17 protein-coding genes and 1 riboswitch are annotated in these 23,115 nt (G+C 47.3%); of the genes, 2 read left to right on the top strand and 15 right to left on the bottom strand.

All coding sequences use genetic code 11. The annotated features are described in order from the left end of the window. Positions 1-248 precede the first annotated feature (248 nt). Positions 249-767, top strand: coding sequence for a DUF4916 domain-containing protein (locus ACSQ8P_RS27565; RefSeq protein ID WP_436238115.1), 519 nt, complete (start codon positions 249-251; stop codon positions 765-767). 348 nt (positions 768-1,115) lie between these two features. On the opposite strand, the gene ACSQ8P_RS27570 is transcribed toward ACSQ8P_RS27565, so the two are convergent. The 9 genes from ACSQ8P_RS27570 to ACSQ8P_RS27610 form a co-directional block, all read right to left on the bottom strand. Beyond that, positions 1,116-1,427, bottom strand: coding sequence for a hypothetical protein (locus tag ACSQ8P_RS27570; protein ID WP_436238116.1), 312 nt, complete (start codon positions 1,425-1,427; stop codon positions 1,116-1,118). A gap of 77 nt (positions 1,428-1,504) precedes the next feature. Next, the gene (locus tag ACSQ8P_RS27575) at positions 1,505-2,074 is read right to left on the bottom strand and encodes a peroxiredoxin (RefSeq protein ID WP_436238117.1); all 570 of its coding nucleotides are present in this window, start codon (positions 2,072-2,074) and stop codon (positions 1,505-1,507) included. A gap of 31 nt (positions 2,075-2,105) precedes the next feature. Further along, entirely contained in the window at positions 2,106-2,345 is a 240-nt protein-coding gene (locus ACSQ8P_RS27580) for a glutaredoxin family protein (RefSeq protein WP_056624514.1), read from the bottom strand. A gap of 27 nt (positions 2,346-2,372) precedes the next feature. After that, positions 2,373-3,296: an NAD(P)/FAD-dependent oxidoreductase gene (locus ACSQ8P_RS27585; RefSeq protein ID WP_436238118.1), complete on the bottom strand. Its 924-nt coding sequence runs from the start codon at positions 3,294-3,296 to the stop codon at positions 2,373-2,375. Between the two features lie 219 nt (positions 3,297-3,515). Further along, on the bottom strand, positions 3,516-4,664 hold the full coding sequence (locus ACSQ8P_RS27590) for a response regulator (protein ID WP_436238119.1): 1,149 nt from the start codon (positions 4,662-4,664) through the stop codon (positions 3,516-3,518). 9 nt (positions 4,665-4,673) lie between these two features. Continuing rightward, positions 4,674-6,461: a histidine kinase N-terminal 7TM domain-containing protein gene (locus ACSQ8P_RS27595; RefSeq protein ID WP_436238120.1), complete on the bottom strand. Its 1,788-nt coding sequence runs from the start codon at positions 6,459-6,461 to the stop codon at positions 4,674-4,676. 115 nt (positions 6,462-6,576) lie between these two features. Beyond that, positions 6,577-9,603 (bottom strand): peptidase domain-containing ABC transporter, encoded by a 3,027-nt coding sequence (locus ACSQ8P_RS27600; RefSeq protein WP_436238121.1) that lies wholly within the window; start codon positions 9,601-9,603, stop codon positions 6,577-6,579. Positions 9,604-9,658: 55 nt separating this feature from the next. Then, positions 9,659-10,423, bottom strand: coding sequence for a peptidylprolyl isomerase (locus tag ACSQ8P_RS27605; RefSeq protein WP_436238122.1), 765 nt, complete (start codon positions 10,421-10,423; stop codon positions 9,659-9,661). Positions 10,424-10,486: 63 nt separating this feature from the next. Beyond that, a complete protein-coding gene (locus ACSQ8P_RS27610) occupies positions 10,487-10,654 on the bottom strand; it encodes a hypothetical protein (RefSeq protein WP_436238123.1) in 168 nt (55 codons plus the stop codon). Positions 10,655-10,952: 298 nt separating this feature from the next. Between ACSQ8P_RS27610 and ACSQ8P_RS27615 the strand changes: the two genes are divergently transcribed. Beyond that, on the top strand, positions 10,953-11,282 hold the full coding sequence (locus tag ACSQ8P_RS27615) for a hypothetical protein (RefSeq protein ID WP_436238124.1): 330 nt from the start codon (positions 10,953-10,955) through the stop codon (positions 11,280-11,282). Here the strand turns inward: ACSQ8P_RS27615 and ACSQ8P_RS27620 are convergent. From ACSQ8P_RS27620 to ACSQ8P_RS27645, 6 genes are all read right to left on the bottom strand, one after another. After that, entirely contained in the window at positions 11,259-11,516 is a 258-nt protein-coding gene (locus ACSQ8P_RS27620; protein ID WP_436238125.1) for a hypothetical protein, read from the bottom strand. The two genes, ACSQ8P_RS27615 and ACSQ8P_RS27620, sit on opposite strands and share 24 nt — an antisense overlap. 107 nt (positions 11,517-11,623) lie before the next feature. Beyond that, positions 11,624-12,574 carry a copper amine oxidase N-terminal domain-containing protein gene (locus ACSQ8P_RS27625; protein ID WP_436238126.1) on the bottom strand — a complete coding sequence of 317 codons (951 nt, stop codon included), beginning with the start codon at positions 12,572-12,574 and terminating at the stop codon, positions 11,624-11,626. 23 nt (positions 12,575-12,597) lie between these two features. After that, a complete protein-coding gene (locus ACSQ8P_RS27630) occupies positions 12,598-13,170 on the bottom strand; it encodes a hypothetical protein (protein WP_436238127.1) in 573 nt (190 codons plus the stop codon). Positions 13,171-13,201: 31 nt separating this feature from the next. Beyond that, entirely contained in the window at positions 13,202-14,050 is an 849-nt protein-coding gene (locus ACSQ8P_RS27635; RefSeq protein ID WP_436238128.1) for a hypothetical protein, read from the bottom strand. Positions 14,051-14,393: 343 nt separating this feature from the next. Then, positions 14,394-14,522 carry a hypothetical protein gene (locus ACSQ8P_RS27640; RefSeq protein WP_436238129.1) on the bottom strand — a complete coding sequence of 43 codons (129 nt, stop codon included), beginning with the start codon at positions 14,520-14,522 and terminating at the stop codon, positions 14,394-14,396. A 48-nt stretch (positions 14,523-14,570) separates the two neighbouring features. Next, positions 14,571-14,659, bottom strand: a riboswitch (cyclic di-GMP riboswitch). 319 nt (positions 14,660-14,978) lie between these two features. Beyond that, positions 14,979-22,874, bottom strand: a complete 7,896-nt coding sequence (locus ACSQ8P_RS27645; protein ID WP_436238130.1) for an immunoglobulin-like domain-containing protein — start codon at positions 22,872-22,874, stop codon at positions 14,979-14,981. Positions 22,875-23,115: the final 241 nt, after the last annotated feature.

Raw genomic sequence — 23,115 nt, forward strand, 5'->3', positions numbered from 1 at the left:
TTAATGGGAAAAACGTTAATCAGTTCACCTATGACGGATTACACCCAAACGACCTTGGGATTCGAAAAAATGAGCTACCAAATTGCTTAGTTTTTTGAACAGTATGGTTAAGTAAACCTTTAGCAAATTTTTCAGGATGTTTATAGGACGCAGCAAACGAAGTTCACTTGCCAACTAACTTGATTGTTGATAGGATTAGTTATAATTTTGGGAAATCAATCAAGTCCAAAAGGTTGGAGGCTTTATTAGTGAATTGGATAGAGGAAAGCGAATGGAATAATATCCAGCAATTGTTGCCAATAGTTTGTGTAGACATTCTTCCAATAAATGTATCCGAGAAAGGAGAAATATTGCGAGTTGGTCTCATACTACGCAATACTCCTCATGAAGGAAAAAAGTGGTGTACAGTAGGTGGGCGATTATTATATGGGGAATCAATCCAGAATGGCATACTCAGACAATTGAAAGAAACACTTGGAAATAATATTCAGATTAAAGGTGAGCTTGAAAGCCAACCTCTTTATGTAGCGCAGTACTCCCCAACTATTGAACTTCATGAGGAATTTGATGCTGTTGACCCTAGGAAACATGCAATTGGTCTTACATATAGTCTGGAATTGGACGGATGTGTTGAACCACAAAACGAAGCAATTGATTTTCAATGGTTTTCTATCTCAGAATTACGCATTAAACAAGATATTGGGTTTCATCAAGACAAAGTAATTTCTTCTTGCATGGAGCTATTAAATGCCCGCGGACTTTTTTAAAATATTCGTTTTTATTTTAACTAACGATTTTCAATAACTTCACAATTGGATCATTATACGCAGTAGAGGTGACTAAAATGAAATAATGGCCGACTAAGTATACGGTTTCCAATCCCTCTCAGGCAAAACAGGCGTCAGTGAAGAGAATCGCTTCGTATTCAGGAGACAGCGAACGCCCTGAGCTATATGGCCAGCAAACTCATGCTCAACGCTTGCAGGAGAGCTCTAAGCAGCCATTTTGTTTTATCCGCTCGTTTCATCGCGCGGGATTCCGGCTAGCCGCCTACCAAAAAAAAAAAAGCGTACAGCACTCATCATGAACATGAGCAGCTATACGCTTTATTTCAACTACCTATTTGATAAATAACTTAACCCTATAGAGATCAGCATGCCGGCTAGCGCAATCCAAAATAAGTAAGAGCGCCCGATTCGTTTCAGACTTTTATCTTGTCGATCCATAACGGATTTCTTCCGAGAGCTGCTCGTCTTCGTTTCTTCCTCTAGCTCACTGGTCACCTGCGATTTCCAATTCACGAATTGGAAGCCTACCCCGCTGATGACAACGGCTACCATCATTAAAATTAAAGAACCCATAAAAACCTTGTCCGCAATGGACGCCATGCTGCACTCGACCTCACTGTCTACCTGTAGTGTACCCATTATACTTCAAATGAGGGCACGATTACGAATACAAGAAAAAGCCCCAACCGACCACATGTCGATTAGGACTCCTTGGCTTACAACGTGCGATCGCCTGGCTTCCAGTTCGCTGGGCAAAGACCGCCAGCTTGCAGTGCTTGAAGCACACGAAGTGTCTCGTCAACGGAACGACCTACATTCATGTCCGTGACCACTTGATAGCGAAGTACGCCATCCGGATCAATAATGAACAAGCCACGGTGCGCAGCACCTGTCTCATCATCTAGTACGCCATAGGCACGTGCTGTTTCTTTGGAGAAGTCACTGACCAACGGAAACTTCACAGGGCCAATACCGCTTTGATCGCGCGGTGTTTGTGTCCACGCACGATGCGTGTAGACGCTGTCTACAGAAGCTCCTACGATATCACAATCGAGATCAAGGAACTGCTCGTAATGGTCACTGAATGCGGTGATTTCCGTCGGGCATACGAATGTGAAGTCGAACGGCCAGAAGAAGAATACGAGCCATCTGCCGCGGTAGTCTTCGAGCGAGATTTTTTCCTCGAGCGTGTCCATATTTTTCGTGGAGAGCAAGGAGAAGCTCGGTGCTGGCAGCCCTATTTTAGCAAAAGTAGCATTGGATTGAACGGTTAGTTGTTGTGTCATGATGTAATCTCCTTTGGGGTTATGGATTAGATTAGCTAGCGATTTCGGCTAGTGCTTTTTTGAGTTTAGTGACGTTGAGACCAAGAATTTTGTGCTCACCGATGACGGTGACAGGCAGTGACATTAAGCCCATATCGTGCAGCTCTTGTCCGAATTGGTCATTCAGATCGATGTTTCTTTCTTCAAATCCGACTTGCTGATCTGTTAAATATTTTTTCAATTGGACGCAATAAGGGCAGTTGGTACTGGAATATACGATTACATTAGACATAGTGGTCATCTCCTAAATAAGTTTGAATTATTTGTATTGCGGGATCAATTGAGCCCGTTTATTAATAAATTTATCAACCGCCATAGCGGCAATCGCACCATCCGCAGCGGCTACAACCGCTTGTTTGACCGGGGTACGTCTCACTTCTCCTGCACCAAACACACCCGCAACCGACGACTGCATCGAGCTGTCCAAGACCATAAAGCCATCCTCATCAAGAGGAACTTGCCCCTGCAAGAAGTCTGTACCTGGCTTACTGCCAGATAGGAAAACGAAGACACCATCCACATCCAGCACTTCCTCGCTGCCGGAGCTTGTACGAATTTTGAGACCTTGTACTTGCTTGTCTCCAAGTATTTCGAGCGGCTTCGTCTTGTAGAAGATGTTAGTGCCTTTCAAATCTGGAATGTGATGAACACCTTGCAGCTCAGGCCGAGGCACAACGAAATGGATGGATTTAGTGAACTTGCTGAGCGCCTGGGCTTCTTCCAGCGCCTCTTCCGAATCTCCGATCACTGCCACCGTTTTCCCTTCGAAAAAAGCACCATCACACGTCGCACAAGTACTCACGCCGCGTCCCGTCAGATTTTCCTCACCGGGCAGCATGCGGTTACGTCCCTTAGAGCCCGTTGCAATGATGATCGACTTGCCTTCAAACATCCCGTCAGCGGTAAAAACATATTTCGTTTCACCTTCCACATCTACATCCGTAATCGTTGTTTGGATGAACTCAGCTCCAAAGCCTTTGGCTTGGTCGCGCATCGTATCCAGCAGATCCTTACCTGACATTTCGCCAATGACACCGGGGTAATTCGCAATTTTATGCGTAATGGCTAGTGCTCCTGTATTCGGTGCTTTATCGATAACTAACGTCTTCAAATTCCCTCTTGCAGTATAAATCGCCGCAGAAGCTCCAGCGGGACCAGCTCCAACAATAATGACATCATACATTGGTGATGCACTCCTTCCATACGGCCTTATGTTTTTCGTTGATAATCGATATCAGATAATAATTATTATAAATAATATAAAAATAAAGTCAACCTTATTTATAATAATTCTAAACAAAAGAAAAAGAGGAGAGTCTAATAACGACAAGAATTATACAGAAAAAAGGTACAGTCTCTTCAAAAAATGAGGGTATCTGTACCTTGCTTTTATTAAAACTATTTATTTTCTGCCGGAAAATCGGCTTACCAACAACTCGTACTGCTGAATCAGCTCCTCGGAAGGACGAATGCCAAGCTCTAGGCTGAGAAGCCGAGCATAACCGGTATACAGTGCGGTCAATCCTTTTCTGTCCCCGGTCTGCTCGCATATCATCATAAGATGACATATGACAGATTCGTCAAACGGATTGCGTTCTTTCAGCTTGAGCAGCAGCTTGGAGGCAGCGGTCATATCCCGCAAAGAAATAAGTGCTGTGGCAAGCTTTATTGAAAATGAAGCGTACAACTTTGCATAGCGCTCCATTTCGTCAGTTGCCCACAAATAGGATTTGTCTCCAAACAGATCTCCGGTATACAGCCGCTCAATCTGCACTGCTCTATCCACATTCCCAACGTCAATGGATTGCAGCTTCTCAACTTGTTTTTCGAATTCAACATAATCGATAAAAGGATCCTTCAATTCGAGCGCGTAGCCATCGTTCTCCGAGCGTATGATTCCGCGCATGCCGAGAGGTTCCAAAGAATTGCGCAATTGATACACAGTCGTATTCAGATAATTCTCCGCACCCTTTTGGTCCATGCCTCCATAAATATCTGCAATGAGTCTCGAACGAGGAATACGTCTGCCACGATAAAGAACCAGGTAAGCAAACAGCTCCGTGCACTTGCGAGAGATCCACTTTACGCGGCCTGCTTCATTTCTGACAGCGAAGTCTCCGAGCGCCGTTATGACGACCTGCCCCACATCCTGGGAAGCCGGATCTTGCAGAGGCCGTGATCGTAAAAGCTGCCAGTTCGAGAGCGCGCGATTTACCGTCCGCTGCAGCCTCTCCTTGGAAACCGGCTTGACCAAGTAATCCAAGACGGACAGTTCGTAAGCTTCCAGGGCGAAATCCTTGTGAGACGTGACGAAGACGATTTGCGTGGCAGAAGCAGATTCTTCCATCTTGGCGGCGAATTCCATCCCATTCTCACCCTTCATCGAGATGTCTACAAAAGCTAGGCCGATATCGTTGTTCTCGCTTAAGAAGGAGGCTGCGGACAGCGCATCTGTAAAAGCACCCGCAACATGAACACCGGGCAGCTTATCCAGCATTTTGTGCAAAATCAAATGCATCGCCGGCTCATCGTCCACTAAAATCACTTTCATGCGTCTTCACTACCATTCCATTGTAGAATACTTCCTTCCACCAACCGGTCCGGGCAAGGTGAAGGAGAAGGTCGTCCCAACTCCAGGTGCGCTGTCAAACCAAAGGCTGCCGCCATGAATCTTAACAAATTGACTGGCTAGCACCAGTCCGAATCTCATATTCCCAGGATCGTCTCCAGTGACCGGCATTTTGAAGAACTGTTCGTTCAGACTCAACATTTCCGTGGTCTTCTCATCAATTCCCTCTCCATTATCGCAGACGGACACGACGATCTGATCGCCTTCCAGTACGGCTCCGATCTCAATTACCCCGCCGAATCCCGTAAATTTGATGGCATTCGAGAGTAAATTTCGCAGAATGAGATCCAGCATCTCTTTATCCGCGCTAACCGCAAGCTTCTCGTCGATTCGTTCCGTCATCCGAATCTGCTTCATGCCTGCCCTCGCTCCGGCAAGCGACAGAGACTGACGAACGACCTGCTGCAAATTCCAGTCTAGCGGTCGAAATACGACTCTCCCTTTCTGGCTGCGATACCAGTCGAGCAAATTCTCAACAAGATGGAACGTGCCCTGCACTTGTCCTTGGAGCTCTCGGAACACTTCGGCATGCTGGGCTTCGGTGGCAGTAAGCTCTTCACCAAGTAGTTCGGTTAGACTGACGAGGAGAGCAATCGGATCGCGAATGTCATGCGCGACGACGGTGAACATCTTGTCCTTGAACGTGTTCAACTCTGATAGCTGTCTGGCATTCTCACGCAATCGAGTCTCGTTGTCCTTCAACTCCGTAATATCAATGAACATCAATATTTTTCCGATCGGAGCGCCCGAATCGTAGATGAACGCTAAATTGCAGTGATAATGCTTACTGTGGTTTGCATGGAATCTTTGGAACGGAAAGCGTTCGTCTCCAGTGCTAGCAGCGCGAATGCGCTCAACCAGTTCTGGACTGGAAGGCAGAACCTCACCAACGTAAGCGGGGTAATGCTTGGTCAAACCGAGTTCGGGAAGTACCTCTTCGGCTGCGCTGTTGTAACTGACGATTTGATCCTCGTAATCGAGCAGGATGACCCCATCCCGAATTGTATCAAACACTTGAGTCAACGCAAGCGGGGTAAACTTAAGCAGATTAAACCGCAAAATCCCCCACACATAGACGACGCCCGACACGGTGAAACCGAACGGCGTCAAATCGACGACCACCCCGAACCATAATAACATATTGAACATCAAGGGCACGGCAGCACCCATACTGAGAACGATGACTTGCTTGCGCACGATCCGAGAAGACCGCCAATACATGGGGATAAACAGAAAAAATCCGCACAATATAACGAAATAATTATAGAGGGTGTGTACTTCATACCCAAGGCCTTTATCCGTCTTGTACAAAGGAACCGAAGCTCCCTCATTCAAGTTATAGCTCTTGTAGATCAGGTGATGCCAATCGTTCGTCAAATGGAGAATAAAAATAGTCGCTGGGATAACGAATAAGACCAGTGCAAGGCGTTTTCGATATCGAGCCGCTGTCCCGGTAAATTGAATGACCTGAAAGACCCATAGCGTAGAGACGAAAGGAATACCCAAATATTCAATTTGAAGCGCCAGCTTTACTTCGTACAGATTTCGGCTAAGCAATTCGAACGCATAGCCTGTTGCGTAGCAAGCCGCTCCCACCATGATTAGAATCATCGTTTTAGCGATGGGTAGATGACGTTTCTGATAAGAAAGGAAAGCGACGTACACCATTAGCGCCGCTGCGAGAAAAAGCAGTACTGACATCCATTGTATTTTATCCACGCTGTCTCCTATATCACCTTAACTCTCAGACAATATCTGATGAATAGCGTAACGTGAAATCAAGCTATTATCAAGCGCATTTCGTTTATGAATCTTCGGTTTAGTGATCGTATTTTCAACTTAACTGCTGACTAACTAAGTAATAATAAAGACCCTGAGCCTGGGTAAGCTCGGCATGGGAGCCGGACTCCACGATCGCTCCGCGATCCATAACGAGAATGAGATCTGCTTTTTGCACCGTGCTCAATCTATGAGCGATGATTAGAGCGGTGCGTCCTTTCATCATCGAATCCATATTTTGCTGAATAATCCGTTCCGACTCCGAATCAAGCGCACTTGTAGCCTCATCGAATATAAGAATGCTCGGCTCGCCCAGCAGCGCCCTTGCAATGGCTATCCTCTGTAGCTGCCCCCCGGATAAGCTTAATCCGCCCTCGCCAATCATCGTCTTGAAACCGAGCGGCAAAGCGGTAACAAATTCGTAAGCTCCTGCCAACTTGGCGGCTGCTTCGACTTCTTCAAGTGTAGCGGACGGAAAACGAATCGCGATGTTGTCCTGAATCGTGGTACGGAACACGCGACTTTCTTGCTGGACGATACCGATTTTACGGCGCAAGGAAGCGGCATGAATTTGCCTGAGGTCGTGTCCGTCAAGACGGATCGTCCCGCTTGTCGGCGTAAATAGCTTCGTGAGCAAATTGGCAAAAGTCGATTTGCCCGATCCGCTTCTTCCGACGATCGCAACAGTTTGCCCGGGTAGTATGCGGATACTAATTTGCTGCAAAATATTGGGGCCGTCCTTTTCATAACGAAACGTCACATTGTCGAACTGAATGTGCCCCTTCAGCGCTGCCAGCCTTCGCATATTTTGCGATTCACGCTCTTCCGGATGGGCCTGAAAGACATCGTCGATCCGTTCCATCGATACTCGCACTTCCATTATTTCGTTCAGCATCTCCAACATGCTAGTTATCGACTGTGTAACTGTAAAGTAGACCGACAAGAAGGCAACAAATTGCCCGACCGTCAATTGACCGTGCATAACGAAAACCGCTCCACCGTACAGCACCAGGGCGTTGCCGATCGTTTTAATGCTGTTCGTAATCGTTTCAGATGCTACATGTAATTGAATGGCCTTCATCCGCTGCTTCAAAGCAAGCTGCAGGTTATCCATCAGCTTCCATCTTATGGCCGATTCAGCGGCAAGGGCTTTGACGGTCGAGATCAATTTGATAGCTTCGACTATCGTCGTTTGGGACTCCGCCTCCGCTTCGAATTGCTTGCGGCTGTTTTTGCGCATGAGCGGCGAAAAGAGCAGCACTAGCGCGATATAGCACGGAATAATGGCAAACGCGATAAACGACAACTTCATATGATAGACGAACATAAGCGTCCCGTAGATGAATATCGTCAATACGTCAAGCAGCATTTGCACGGCCCCGGTTGTCAGCATTCTACGTATTTTCTGGTTTTCGCCCACCCGACTTGTCAAATCGCCGATCGTGCGTGCCAAAAAAAACGATAAAGGCAAGCTGAGCAAATGCTTGTAGAAATCTCCTAGCATGGTGATGTCGATACGCAGTGCGATTCGAGCTGCTAAAAAATTTCGGAACGAATTGACTACGATATAACAAACAGAGAGCCCAAGCATACCGATCAACAGCATTTGTAGAAGATCCGTCTGCTTATCTACGAGCACCATGTCTACAATGACTTGCGTAATGATCGGTATCGCAAGGGCGATCAATTGCACGAGCAATGACGTGACTAGGAGTGATAGCAGTGCTTTTTTGTTCGGCATCACATATGCGATAAACCGAGTTATCGGATTGCGAATACGCTCATGAGATGCTAGTCGCTCCGTTGGCGTGAGCGTTAAGATCGCTCCGCTCCAACCAGCCTGAAAATCTTCTCTGCTCTTTTTTTCCAAACCATAAGCCGGATCACCAACAGTAACATGACTTTTGGTCACTTCATACACGACGATAAAGTGCTCGCCCTTCCAATGCGCAATCACAGGCAGCTTCATATCGGCAAGTTCATCGAGCTGTGTTGTGAAGCCTTGCGCAGCCAGACCGAGTGATTCCGCCGTCTCTGTCAAGCCGTACAATGAGCTTCCGGAACGCGACATTTCCGTTTGCTCCCGAATCCGATTCAGATGAATGCGCGAGCCGTAGTATGCCATCACCATGGCAAGACAAGTAGGACCGCAATCCATTTCATTTTGCTGCATGAGAATCGGATATTTACGCAGCTTGAATCGTCGTTTTGCAGGCTTCACTTCAGCCGTTTGCCAGAGAGTTGGTTTGCCTGGAGCAGCCTCCAAATCCATCGTAAAATCCATCGTATCGTCTTCCCCATACTTGGATGCGCTTGATACATAATTGGCGGAAATGCTCTCGATCGCCGTTTTCAGAGCAGGGTGCTCCACAATCATTTGATCGAAATCATCCTTGCTTAACCGAAACAACTGAGTATCCTCGCTGGCTACAACCGTAGCTTTACGCTGCGCCCCTGTAAGCAGCGCTAATTCTCCGAAAAAATCGCCCGGAATAAGACGGTTTATTATGGTTCCGTCTTCTTCCTTGATTACCTCACAATGCCCGGAGTGAACGATGTAAAATGCATCTCCTTCGTCTCCCTGACGCACGATCGGCTGCCCTTTCTCCGCTTTGGTCACAGTCATCCGTTCCAGAAATGTCCTAATGGCTTGATGATCATCGAAAGATAGCAAAGTCGTCCGTTTTAAAAACATGGAGACGGCGCGAGATGACATGTAGGTCGTAAGCAGATGCTCAAGTCCGGGATTTTGCAGCAGTACTTCACGAAGCTTCTCTGTTGGAATGACTAGCAGTCTTACATTCCCTGCAGCGCTGTAGGTGATGGGTGTGCTCGGTTGCTCCATCTCGGTACCCCACCCAAAGCTGTCCCCTCCCGACAATAGACCAAGGCTAATCTCCTTCCCGTTCGACTGCTCTTCGATCATCCGGACTTCTCCCGATACAACACAGTAAAGAGACTCCGATAAGTCGCCCTTTTCATGGATCGTCTGTCCGATGGAAAATTGCACGATCTCAGCATATTGGGACAACCCTTTTATTTCATCCGAACGAAGCACGCTAAACAAAGATATTTTTTCCATATAGGTGAACTGTTTATTGGTCTCCATCTCTCACCTTATCTCCAATGACCTGATCTTATCCATAAAGCGGAATATGTACGCTTGCTTGCCTACGTCTGGAAGAAAGCCACTCCTCGAACAAGATCTGTTCAATTCTCGAACGAGTGTCAGCATTCAGTTCCGCTGGATAAACTTCTTCAACCTTAATCACGTAAAATTGTTTGTCGATTTCAAGAGGTCCGATAACCGTTCCGGAAACCGACCCGAATGCTTGCGCTGCAACCGCTCGGGGTAGCTGCATTCTTTCCCGGCGACCTACAAACCCTCCCGCAAGCCTTGATTGCTCATCCGTCGAATATTCGCGTGCAAGTAAGAAAAACTCGGCTCCCTCCTGTGCCTTAAATGTAAGCTCACGTGCGATCCCTCGTTCGTTTACGACGATTTGCGCGAAAGCCACCGCATCGAACTCAGAACGTTGTTCGGTGAAGTATCTCTCTACTTTGCCGACTGCCACGTGCTCGCAGACGAGGTCCTTCACTATCTTCATTCGGGCATAGTCAGCCAAGTCGGAAGTCGAAAGCGAGCGTTCCGCTAACCACTCTTTTACTTCCGAGGCTTGATAGAGCTCGTTCTCCGCTCTCCAATCATCGACAGCCTTCTGGAGCTCCTCCGGACTGACTGTGAGTTGATGCTCTTGCGCGTAGGCGGCGATAAGTACATGTGATGCATAATCCTCAATCGCGCTGAAACGCCCACGCATATTGGCGCAGCGCAGAACAGTCGCTAATGAATAGCTAGATCCTTCTATGTGAAGGGCAATAACCTGATCGAGTGATATCATGGCAACCCCTTTATTTTCGTCCTATTTCTAGATAAAAGCGCGGGGAATCCCCCCGCGCCCTGATTAATATGAAGCACGTGATTGATACTTATATGGATCTTTAACTCCGCCGGTCACGTTCTTTGATTCTTCCTCAGACAACTTCTTAGGCAAGTTGTCAAGCTTGATTTCGGCAGCATTGTTTGTTTCTACCGATTCTTTGCTCACTTCCGCTTTCTTGTTCTGTTCCATTTTTTTCACCTCCTTCAGGATTCATAATGCAAGTTTACTACAGCCAAATAAAAGAATAATGAAAGAATTCGGCCATAAAATAGGAGAAACCGCGTAGCAACAAGCCTTCGCGGTTTTTTATTGATGTAATTATTTAATTTCTGTCGGGAAAAATCTGCCTTCAGCAGTTCGAATTTTTACTTACTGATAATGTCGTCCAAAGGTAGTTAAATGCTTTTTAAGCAATTATTTTGAATTTCCTTACTACATGTGTATAGCCTCATTTGAAACTCTAATTGCTTATATTCGAGGGACTTTCTTGTCGTTAGTAAGTTATTTTCATGTCGTTAGACTAAGAAGAAAAGAAAGAATGAATGAAATGAATAAAGAAGAGAGAAGAGCCGCTAATGCAATAGAGCTGCCTTTGCAAGCAGGGGATTACTACTTGTTAGGCAGCTCTGATTCTTATACTATTATGATTGTTGATCATCCCTTATCACGGGATACGGCGGATATGGTGGATATTGCTGATAGTATGGCGGATATGGATATGGGTATGGATATGGGTATGGGTAATACGGTGGATAGTACGGTTGCGTCGCTGCACCGTATAACAATGGAGCCACTACCCATGGCAGCAAATTGTTAAAACCGCCGCCATGGTGGGGAAAGTGCCCGGGTCCTCCTGGAAAGTGACCTGGACCGCCGGGGCCTCCCGGGAAGTGACCAGGTCCGCCAGGGAAATGTCCTGGACCACCAGGTCCACCAGGGAAGTGTCCTGGTCCTCCGGGGCCTCCTGGGCCGTGGCCAATACCTCCACCAGGTCCATGGCCAATACCGCCGCCATGCCCTCCGAGTGGCGGACGAAATTCTTGATCTTCACGCTTTGTCATATCGGAATCACTCACAATCTCTGTATAGTTTGATTATCTACTATACTGTATGTGTGCGATAGCCTACTCGGTGAACGAAAGCCCAAAAATGGGCGGATTACTTATTTATCTTAGCCATTTCATCTTCCTTCATTTGCTCAAATTGATCTTTGTAGGTATCTGTAATGGAAGTATCATAACCGTTCTCACTTAATTTTGCTTTCGTGTCACTATTAATTTGATCAAATTGATTATTAATTTGATCGACTTTCGCAAAACCTTCCGCGATTAAACTTGGGCTTGGATTTTCTTTATATTGATCATATAGCTCTTGTAACGCGGCTTTAGCATCTGCTTTTAGCTGGGCCATTTTAGCCTCAGCCTCAGCCTTAATCGAAGCTTCAGATGGTTTAGAACTAGGAGCTCCGCCCCCTCCGCCGCCAATAGGCCCAGGTGTCTCTGGTTTCGTTTCAGGCAATTTAACCTCTGGCTTCTTCTCTTCCTTCGTATCCGCGGCCACCGTGTACGTTTCTGGATCCCAGTTAATCGTTTTGCCAACGGACTCCGAAAAGAAACGAATAGGTACAAACAAACTGCCGTCAACAATATACCCAGGCAATTCATCAGATGGTTTTTTTGCAACGCCGTCGAAAACATAATTAATTTTCTCTTTGTATACTTTCAAATTGCTTGGAGCCAATTTCGATTTATTGAACTTTTCCGTACTTTTCGAATAAATCTGTGTGTTTAATTTATATTCACTAATATTTATTTTATCTGCTGCCTTAGGCTCTGCAATCGTCACCGTGTAGGTATTCGGGTCCCAGTTGACCGCTTTATCCAGCGAGTAAGAGATGAATCGGATGGGAACATATGTCGTACCTTCATAAATAAAACCCTGCTGACCTTCTGGCGGCGCATATTCCTTCCCGTCAAACGTAAAATGCATCGGAACCTGATACACATCCACATCCAATGGTGCTTGTGCTGCTGATGCTTGCGCAGAAATCCCCATCATCACGGCTAGGGATAAACCTGTTATTGCTTTCATTCGTTGACTTGCTTTCACTACCTAAACACCTCTTCTATGTATTATTGGGAAGAAACCACTTTCTGTACTGCAGCAATTTCTGCCGATGTAAACTTCGTATATGCGATCTTCTTCAGTTCCGTTTTCTCCTCAGCTGTCAATCCGCCGCTCGCTATTTGCCTAAGCTTGTTGAGTTCTGATGCCGAAAAACGGCTCATCACGAACTTCACAGCTTCCTGTTTACCGCCAAATGACAGAGCATCCTTCTTCTCCGTTGCAGTTTGTTTCTCTTGCTCATTGACCGCAACTTGCTGAGTTTGCTTGCTCTGAACAGACTTCGATTCTGCCTGTCCCTGATCCGAATTAACGGCATTGGAGTTACCCACCAGCTTGTCTGCCAAACCTGGCTCAGAAGACGGGACAGATGCTTCAGAAGATGCAACTTCTTTGGTTTCAGTTATTACAGGCAAATCAATGTTCTCAAACATTTGTTGATTACTCTCAGCTTCAATAACGAGCCGATCTGCGATTTTGTTCCCTATCACATTCATAGCATAGGTATAGGCCGAATAGCCGCCCGCACCTATAATGCCTATACTAACCAAAACCAGAATGAGTCGTTTTCGTTTTCTCACAAAATCCCCTCTGCCTATATGAAATCTGAGATTACTTCTGCGTGTCTTTATAAGATTTTCCCTGGCTCAATCCATATTTCGCCGCGATCCCAATCAACTGGTTATATTCATTCTCCGATAACTTCTGTAAAATGATTTCCTTAGCATTCTTCTTCTCTTCCATAGATAAGCCATTCCCAGCCATTTTCGCAAAAAGTTGAAGATCTGAAGCACTCAATTTTTTCAACAGGACTGAAGTTACCGCTGCCTTCTCCTTAAGCGTGATCGCGTCTTGGACTGCTTTCGCTTTCTCCGTTGAAACTTGAGCCTGATAACCTAAACTATGCATTGTCGCCTGTGGTTTTGGAGGAGCAGTATGCCCATCTCGTATAGTTACACTAGGTTCACTGACGGCACTAGAACCGGAGACTACGGCTTCGCTACTCTTAAAAGTTCCAATAGGAGCAGTAGTAGACTGACTACCTAGGGAGTTCGCTTCCCCCTGCGTAACATTAGAAACCGAAGATTTTGCCGCTTTATCTGTTGGCACTACACCACTTTCAGCTTCCTCACTAATACCTATCGAACCTGTTATTTGACTATCACTCTCTAAAGCTTGTCCGCTAATTTCAATAGGAACCTGCGGAATCATCGATTGTAGTACATACGACATAGCTATATTCATGCCAAAATACCCAATAGCAAGCAGAACAACCAGACTGCTTCCTACCCATAATAATCGCTTCTTCCATTTCTTCTTTAACATTTCATCACCACCCAAGTCACAAACTGGATAATTCCTATTATAAACTTTTTGAGCCTTGAAGTCACATCTTGTCGGGGGATAAAGCAAAAAAAACACCCTGAGGGGTGCTTTTAACGCAAAAAATAAATCATTCATAATTGAATGACAAATTTCGACGTACTTTTCAGAAGCCAGCAGTTATAGTTATGTAAGCTACATCAAACAGGAGGCGAAGCAATGCCTAATTACTACTTTACAGAGGTTTGGACGCCATTTAAATTAGTAGGTATTAAGCTCTTCAAAGACGATGAAGGAATGATTTGGATAAAATACTGGGGTTTTAGGCGCAGACGACTCTAATATTATACAATAATAAACCATGAAATCACAAATGGTGAGTGACTAAAGACAGGGTCGATAGTCCTATTTCACACGATCAATCTGCTACACTTTCCCATTTCTAGCAAAAGAAAAAAGCACCTGGTCTAGGTGCCTTCGCTTATGTATGCAATTTCGTTCGGTGATAAATAATTTTATCAAAAATCTTCGTTCGCTCAATATCACAGATACAACTCTCCAGGATCACTTCGTTAAACCGCAGCCAGAAAGAATGCCAATACTTATCCATGCTAATTCCTCCTCGATTTCACATAAACCCACGGCGGAGGCACGATGATTCGGAAGCTGGCTGACATATTGGATTGACCCACCTTAGTCCCTGTAGCTTTGCGTCACTGATTTTCACCAGTTTTGCCATTATCGTCCGATTTATGTGATTGACTTATACACCTATTGTAGCAAATGCATAACTTGCGGCAATGGTCTTTTCGTCGTGTTAATTCTGGAAGATGGGATGTCTAAAGTACTAATTTGTTATGATAACACCACGTTCTAGCGGATGATCCTGCAACTTGCTGCGCTTTAAGGTACCCGGAGAAACCTTGTTCTCCCACTCCAGTAGCTCAATGATTTGACGAATTCTCCTCCCCGGTTTTAATATCATTTTATTCTGTCCTCAAGGAACTACAAAAAGGCTTCCCACAGTCATGTTCAGACTGATGGGAAGCCTTTCTTATTGAACAGCCTACTTCATTTTCACGAACCTCGGTTCAATTTGGCGAAGTAAGTACATCACGTCGTTCGAATCAAAACCGTTTCCGTCGACATCAAATTGTTCGAGCACCAGCTTAGACACGTCATCGATAGAGATGAAGCCGTCATGATTAGTGTCTAGAATGTCCTTCGATGGCTCAGGGCTCCGCACAATTTGGAGACTGTACGTTTTAGCCGTTCCGTCTTGCGCCGTAACGATAATCGGGTATATGTTCTGGCTTGCGTCAAAACTAAGATCTGGAATATGGATAACATTCATGTCGTAGGTCGCACCCGTAACGGTCATTTGAGCGGTCGGATCCGATAAGCTCACGAGAACATTTACGGTTGCCATGTCCCATCCCACATTCAGCATAAATGTATTGCCTGATTGCAGGAGCGGCTCATCTCCATATCGAATGCCACTGATATCCGCGTTGCCGGAGCCCAGCCTGTTGACGTTCAACGTGTACTCTTGCCGATCCCCGTTCTCAGCTGTAACCAATATAAGAATCGGATTCACGCCAACATTCAAGTAAACAGCGTTGCTTACCGTTACCGGAAGTCCATCCTTCAATATGCTTACATGCGCTCCAGAGTGCTCCGCAAATGCATTTACGTACACCGAGTCTACAACATTGGATACTGTAGCAGCATATACGGTGGTTCCAGCCGAACCGTCTGGAGTTACAGCGAGCAAATTCGAGAATGAACTGTCTGTGCTTGCCAGTATGCCGCTCAGCTTGGCGTTGTCGCTTAGAGCCGAAATCGTGTAAGTGAAGGTTTGCACAATACTGTCGATCATTCCGTCCTTCTGCACGATAGCTTTTACAATCAGACCGTTTCCGGCACTGGCAGTTGGTATGTGAGCGGAATCGTACAGAGTGCTTGCCGATGCAGGCTCAGACCCGTCGGTCGTATAGCGAATTTCCGCACCGCCGGTTGCTGTCGTTAGTGTAATAGACATACCTGCTTGCAATATCGAACCGCTTGCTGGATTCGCAATGGGAGCTGACGCTTGATCGGCTATAAAGACGCCGTACGTGGAAAAATGAGTCACAAAAGCCGAAACATGGCCATTGGCATCTATATTCGTCCGTTGGTACTCCCATTTCCCCGTCATCTCGTCGAAATAAAAAATACCGACTTTCGATAAATCCGTCCCTGGAGCGATAGGAAACTGTAGTTTAACCGGCGCCTCAAGCTGGCCGGTCTGCATCCCCTGGAATCTGAACTCGACGACAGGACCAACTTGCTGCAGCGAAGTACCAGTTAAAACCGGACTCACAGAATTAGCGGTTACTGTAGTACCTGCAGGTACTACTATGCCCTGCAAATCAATCACTATGCCGTCCGCGAAAATGAGCGGTTCGTCAGCGTTGACTACAGTAGGCGTGCCATTCGGAATCGGATCCTTACTTAGTACCGTTATTTCAAAAACGACGTTTAGCTCCGCGCTTCCCTTAGTTAAGGTTGCCGTCAAATTTACGATCGCTTTTCCGGTTGCAGTAGTCGGTCTAGTGACCGTGCCATCCGGCGAGATCACAGAGTTGTCACTCGACCACACGATGGCGGAACCGAACGTTCCTGTCGTCGGCAGTACTAGGTTCGTCGTGACGTGGCCTTCGTCCGCGTTGCTTCCTAGGATCGAAGCCAGCGTCAGCGCTTCCTTGTCTGCGGCCACAATCTCGGCTTCCGAGATCGCGTTCGCCTTCACCACTAGTGTGAAGCTTACCGATTCGCTTGCCGTTCCCTTGCTTACGGTTGCGGTCAATTGCACCGTCCGGTCGCCTTCTGTATGCGAGCCACGGGTGACTTTGCCGTCAGGTGTGATCGCTGCGTTGTTACTAGTCCACTCGATGGCGGAACCGAGCGTTCCTGTCGTCGGCAGTACTAGGTTCGTCATTACGTGACTTGCGTCCGCGTTGCTTCCTATGATCGAAGCCAGCGTCAACGTTTCCTTGTCTGCTGCCACAATCTCGGCTTCCGAGATCGCGTTCGCCTTCACCACTAGCGTGAAGATTACCGATTCGCTTGCCGTATCCTTGGTTAAGGTTGCGGTCAATTGCACCGTCCGGTCGCCTTCTGCGTACGTGCCGCGAGTCACCGTGCCGTTCGGCGCGATCGCCGCGTTGTTACTCGTCCACTTGATGGCGGAACCGAGCGTTCCTGTCGTCGGCAGTACTAGGTTCGTCGTGATGTTGCTTTCGTCCACGTTGCTTCCTAGGATCGAAGCCAGCGTCAGCGCCGACTTGTCTGCGGCCACAATCTCAGCTTCCGAGATCGCGATCGCTTTTACTACAAGCGTGAAGACTACCGATTCGCTTGCCGTACCCTTGCTTAAGGTTGCGGTCAATTGCACCGTCCGGTCGCCTTCTGCGTGCGTGCCACGGGTGACTGTGCCATCCGGTGCGATCGCTGCGTTGTTACTCGTCCACGCGATGGCGGAACCGAGCGTTCCTGTCGTCGGCAGTACTAGGTTCGTCATTACGTGACTTTCGTCCGCGTTGCTTCCTATGATCGAAGCCAGCGTCAACACTATCTTGTCTCCAGCCACGATCTCAGCTTCCGAGATCGCGTTCGCTTTTACTACAAGCGTGAAGACTACCGATTCGCTGGCCGTACCCTTGCTTACGGTTGCTGTTAATCGCACCGTCTGGTCGCCTTCTGTGTACGTATCGCGAGTCACTGTTCCATCCGGCGCGATCACCGTGTTGTCACTCGTCCACTCAATTGTGGAACCGAGCGCACCCGCCGTTGGCAAGAAAAGATTCGTCGTAACTTGACTCTCATCCACGTTGCTTCCTAGGATCGAAGCCAACGTTAGCGCTGATTTGTCTCCAGCCACTATCTCGGCTTCAGTGATTGGATTCCCTTTTACCACCAGCGTGAAGCTCACGTTACGGGTCGACATATTTTTGCTCACGACAGCCGATAATTCAACTTCAGTATCGGGCTGCCCAGGCAGAGGCTTCTTAACTACGCCTGTCAACGGATCAATAACATTCGGTTGATTCGAGCTCCACTGAATTGCTACACCAGCAGCATCCTCGAGAGGCAATGTTAACCTCTCCGCATATACCACATTTGTCACGGAATCGATCCCTGGATTGATTCCACGGAACCAATCAGACAATATAGCTGTTGTAAGGGAAATCTGGTGCTCGTCCGTGTCTGGTGTGAGCATAAACGGATCTTCATCCGATCCACTGCCTGCAGCCTGTACAAGGTCTGTCCTTAAATAAATGACCGGCCTTATGTGTTTGTAAGCTCTGGGAGCAGCAATACTCAAATTGCCGTAATCATTGACTTGATACAATCCCTGATCAGTAGTCCCAATCTCGGTACCAATAAAGGTAGCAGGTGTCAATGTCCAAACATCTCTAAGATGATCAAGCATACCACTTCCGCCTGGATAGACGGTTCCGTATTGCAAGTATTCATTTGCGGAAAGCAGACCCACTTTGGTGGATACCGAACCGGTTCCGTTCCAAATACGGCCGTCTAAGCCGCTTACGTCCCATGCATGCTCTTGGACCCAATCTGAGTTTTCAAGAGACATCAAGAAGGAATGATTCAGCTGATAAGCAAGAGAACCCTCTGTATTAGGATTAAAAGTATTGGATCCATCCTCGCTCCACTGAGAAGTACCGATCTCATTGGATGAGATCATTTTGCCGGAATCATGATCCAGCATGATCCACTTTTGTCCGCCATATGAGACAATGCTGCCGTTTGGAACGGTAGCACCCAAAGAAGTACTCACCTTCAGCCCTTCGGCTATATGTAGGCTTTGTTCTAGCCTATTCAACTGAGTCTCACGCTTGGCTTCGGTGGCAGCCGGATCTTCGTTAACCTGCCGAGCGGTTTCGTACGCGCTTTGCAGCATGTTGCGAACGCCGTATCTGTATTGCCCTGGAAGCTGGCCTTCTAGAGCGACAGCGAGTGTCTTGTCTGCCGTAAGCAGCGCAGTTTTAAGTGCTTTTTTCACGACATACACTGCGACATCATCCACGTAGATACCAGGTTCGTTTACCCATCCGTCGGTAGTTAAATGAAAACGGATCTGCAAATCCGGTACAGCGTAGCTCGGGTCCAATTCAAAGATAAGCTTCTTCCAATCGGTTGAAACCGGAGGATAGTAAACTTCCCCTTCACCCTCACCTTCACCTTCATAAGAATGGTTCCCGCCAGTAAACTCATGCAAGGTTTGCCAGGATTGCCCGCCATCCTTGCTGACATCGATGTAGCTATAGTCGTAATTATTTTCTGTTTGTTCCCACACGTAGGCGGAAACGACTACCTTCTTAATGCTATTTCCGGATGCGTCGATGGGGCCCGAGATGAGATAACTGTTCTCTTCATCATTATAATTGCCGGTTAAGTTCGTCCCCCAAACCGCTGTCCCCGAATGCGCGCCCTCAGGTCCTTTGCTGTAATCCGGTGTCCCATAAGCCCAAGTGGAATTCGCACCTTCCGTATGAAAGCCGCCATCATTGTTCTCAAAATCCGCAAAGAACGCGGGTGACGGGAGAATGGAAGCATTCTGAAAGCTTGCGATACTATCCAGTAAGTTACCAAACTCAGTATCTACTAGTTCTTGACCCGCACGGACATTCATCATGACAGCTTTCGCCACATCATACGCCGCTTGAAGCGATTCAAACGCCGAAGGAGGTGTATTCCCGGGATCTGTGCCCTGAACAGTTTGCTTTAGGAGTTGTGAAGCTTGCAAAAGCGACGAAGCCAACGCAACCTTTTCGGCATAAGGAATTTGCTCATATGGCATATATGACAGCTGTTCACTTAATTGCCAGGCCGCATTGTCAACTGAACTTTGACTGCTTCCGATTTCGCTATAAACCATGTTAGCGTCTTGAAGTAAGGTATGGAGGCTTTCTATCACACTAACGGGATATTGCCCGACCTCCGTACCTCCTACTGCCATATCCAGAAAAGACTGGGCTTCGTCGATAGCTGTTTTCAACGCATCCTTATTAATCGGGATGGCTTTCAATTCAACCGAATAAGATCTAGCATACCTGCCGTCCGGCGTTTGCACTGTCAACCCAATCGTCTTCGATGTCGTGCCAGCCGGCCATTCGACGTTAATCGTGTCTCCGCTGCCATGTACCGCACCTTCAACCGTCAATTTCATATCGGGGTTCTCCAAATATGGAACGACCGCCACCGATGAACTGCTGCCATCTACTTCGAAGCTGATCACATCAGCCACTTGAGGATTGGCCACCGTCACCGGAACCGTCTTCTCCTCGAAGCCGACCTGTATGTAAGACAACCTCAGATTCGGACCGGACCACTTTTTGTAAAATGCTTTGCCGTCCGGTGTGGATCCTGAAGTCATATAACCGCCATCCAACGTCCGTGCTGCATGCAGCCACTCTCTACCACCGGAATCGGACACATGCCAAATCTCGTATCCATCCTTACTGAATACCGTCATGCCGGACATACCGTCGCGCATTCCCGCCGCTGCATAGCCGCCTTCCGCCAAGGGGATCAAAGATTTCACAGAGGCAGGCCCATTGCTCTCTGTGTATGTATCCCATACCAAATTCAAGGAAGAATCGAGCTTCAAAAGCCATATACCTGGCAGGATGGTATTATCCCTGTCGGAAGCGGACGTTCCGGTGATCACATAACCGCCATCCCCTGTATGAACAATGCTTTGTCCTTCTTGAACTACATCACGCTGAAAAGACTTCACATTGTCCATCGTGCCATCACTTGCCAAATGGACTGCCAGCAAAGATGGCGAATCAGCTCCAACGGATAATGTCCCTGTTACGACATAGCCTCCGGCTCCATCCTCCGTGACATCATTGATGACGTCCGGGAAGTCTTCGCTAACGACGAATCCAGTTTCCATCACTTTGTGCCAGGATGAATCCAGCTTCACGATATACGGCATAGTCCATCCAGACGATGCCTGCGTCGCTTTACCGATGATAATAACCCCGCCGTCAGATGACGGTTTAGCCTTCAAAGCTGTTTTGCCAGTCCATGTTACGTCATCCACAACAAGAACCGTGCTCGGTGTCAGCAGATTCAAATCTGGATCCATCTGGACAAGTTCGATACCGTTCGAGACGTTGCTCACGAGAGCAAAATTACCGCTCAGGTCCGACAGCGGGTAAACTGCTACCGTCTTATGGTTAGAGAAATGGAGAACTTTCAATATCTCGCCATTATACTTGCTGCGGATGATTTGCGAGTCGGACGTTGGTAAGCGTTGAATCCCAATACTACCCCCATCGGGGAGATTCACAGACTGCGTCATCGCAGAATTATCGTCGTCAAGCCGAATTTCCCAGTCATTAGTCGGAATATCCGCGCCGGAGCCTACATGTAACTTCACACTGTACAATTCTTTGGAAACCCCATCGGGAGCCGTGATCTCAATCCCTACCACATTCGATCCTGCTTGCAAAGCAACCGTAGCAGAGCCGTCGCCGCCGACTGGAGCATGATTGACCGAAACAACAGAAGCCAGATCCGAAGGCTCAGCAATAATCGTCACCGAAGCTGTTCCGGAATCGGCATTCACCTCATACTGCTTTATATCAGGCATAAAGCCACTTAAAGCCTCGCCGTTCAGTGATAAAGTCCTGAGGCTTGCGTCCGCGGATGGAGCCAGTTGAAACGGAGCTCCCTCGACAGTTACGGCAACAGGAACCTTACTAGCGTTAGCCGATTCACCTTCTCCCGGGGTGCCTATTCCTAATTGTCCATTTTGATTGCTGCCCCAACTCCACAGCGTTCCGTCTTTTCGGATCACATACGCCGTGTTGTTTCCTCCACTGAGATACATGGCATCGGTAAGATACCCTTCCCCGTTCGGCCCCTTTACTTGTGCTTGATCACTTTGATAGCCAACATCCGGATTTCCCAGAATAAAAGTCGACCAGGAGTAATCATCCGTACCGTTGACTCCTTTGGTCCAAACCTTTCCAGAAGCCGTTAACGCAGCTATCGAATTGCCGCCCATAACGACTTGTTTAGCATCCGTAACAGGTGGGATTGAATAATAGGTATCCCCGGTAAACACTTGGCTATTACTAACGAAAGGGAGCGCAGTCGCCCATACCTTGCCGCTCTTAAGTACCGCTCCAAGTCCGTAAGCGCCAGAATCTAAATCGACAACAGGTTCGGGGAAAGCCGTAATTAGGGTTGGTACACTGACCATCCAATCGTTCTCGGTGTAGCTAGCTAATGCCAAAGGATTCGAGTAATTATTCCCCCATCCGTATAACCTACCGTCCCCAGTTAAGGCAGCTGCAAAACTATCGGATGAAATAAGCTTTACGACATCGGTAAGATAACCTATTCCATAGGGACCTACCACTTGCACTGGCGTATTATAAAATGTTTCAGCTACGCCGCTAGCGCCAGCAGCCAGTTGCCCCCAATTATTTTGGCCCCAGCCCCAAACGGTTCCGTCTTCTAATAAAGCCAAGCAGAAGAACCCGCCTGTTGCCATGTCCTTCACTGAATTAGGGAGTGTCACTTGCCGCGGGGAGAGAATATCTTCCACATTGTTGTCAGACCGGACCCAGTCACCCCATTCCCACAATGTGCCATCGCTTCTCAAAGCCATAGAATGATTTTCACCTGCGACTACTTTGATAAAGTCGGTTAATGGTTCATCATTACTATACTTCACCTGCCTCGGGCTGGGCTGTTGCCCTTCCGAGGTACCGTCGCCCAATTGTCCGTTCGTATTGTCACCCCAGGCCCAAACCGTGCCGTCCGACTTCAAAGCTAGTGCATGGTTATATCCGCCGGATACCATCGCCTTCACATTCGTCGAAGCGGATGCCACTGGAATAAAAAATGAAAGATTGCCCAAACCAAAGCTGGAAAGCAACAACAGGAACGCAAGTATAATGGAAAAACTTCTTTTTTGTCGAATAATATTCGTTTTTAATTCTCCTTTCTTTTGTTTATTCGTGATTGATAGGACCTAACGCCTATATTACCAAATTATACAGCTTTCTGTATATTGCATATTTTGTGTTATTATGACGTTTCTCGCTTTCTTATGGCATACTGAAAGGTCGAGTAGACCGGGAAGCGAACTGGATGAGCGGTTCTGGGGGGAAATGGAT

Origin of the sequence: Paenibacillus sp. LjRoot153 (assembly GCF_964253085.1) — a bacterium.
In the GTDB taxonomy this organism is placed as follows: Bacteria; Bacillota; Bacilli; order Paenibacillales; family NBRC-103111; genus Paenibacillus_E.

Coding starts and splice junctions, on each gene's coding strand:
- ACSQ8P_RS27570 (WP_436238116.1), bottom strand. CDS start 1,427: ATGGGTACACTACAGGTAGACAGTGAGGTCGAGTGCAGCATGGCGTCC.
- ACSQ8P_RS27575 (WP_436238117.1), bottom strand. CDS start 2,074: ATGACACAACAACTAACCGTTCAATCCAATGCTACTTTTGCTAAAATA.
- ACSQ8P_RS27580 (WP_056624514.1), bottom strand. CDS start 2,345: ATGTCTAATGTAATCGTATATTCCAGTACCAACTGCCCTTATTGCGTC.
- ACSQ8P_RS27585 (WP_436238118.1), bottom strand. CDS start 3,296: ATGTATGATGTCATTATTGTTGGAGCTGGTCCCGCTGGAGCTTCTGCG.
- ACSQ8P_RS27590 (WP_436238119.1), bottom strand. CDS start 4,664: ATGAAAGTGATTTTAGTGGACGATGAGCCGGCGATGCATTTGATTTTG.
- ACSQ8P_RS27600 (WP_436238121.1), bottom strand. CDS start 9,603: ATGGAAAAAATATCTTTGTTTAGCGTGCTTCGTTCGGATGAAATAAAA.
- ACSQ8P_RS27605 (WP_436238122.1), bottom strand. CDS start 10,423: ATGATATCACTCGATCAGGTTATTGCCCTTCACATAGAAGGATCTAGC.
- ACSQ8P_RS27610 (WP_436238123.1), bottom strand. CDS start 10,654: ATGGAACAGAACAAGAAAGCGGAAGTGAGCAAAGAATCGGTAGAAACA.
- ACSQ8P_RS27635 (WP_436238128.1), bottom strand. CDS start 14,050: ATGAATGATTTATTTTTTGCGTTAAAAGCACCCCTCAGGGTGTTTTTT.
- ACSQ8P_RS27640 (WP_436238129.1), bottom strand. CDS start 14,522: ATGGATAAGTATTGGCATTCTTTCTGGCTGCGGTTTAACGAAGTGATC.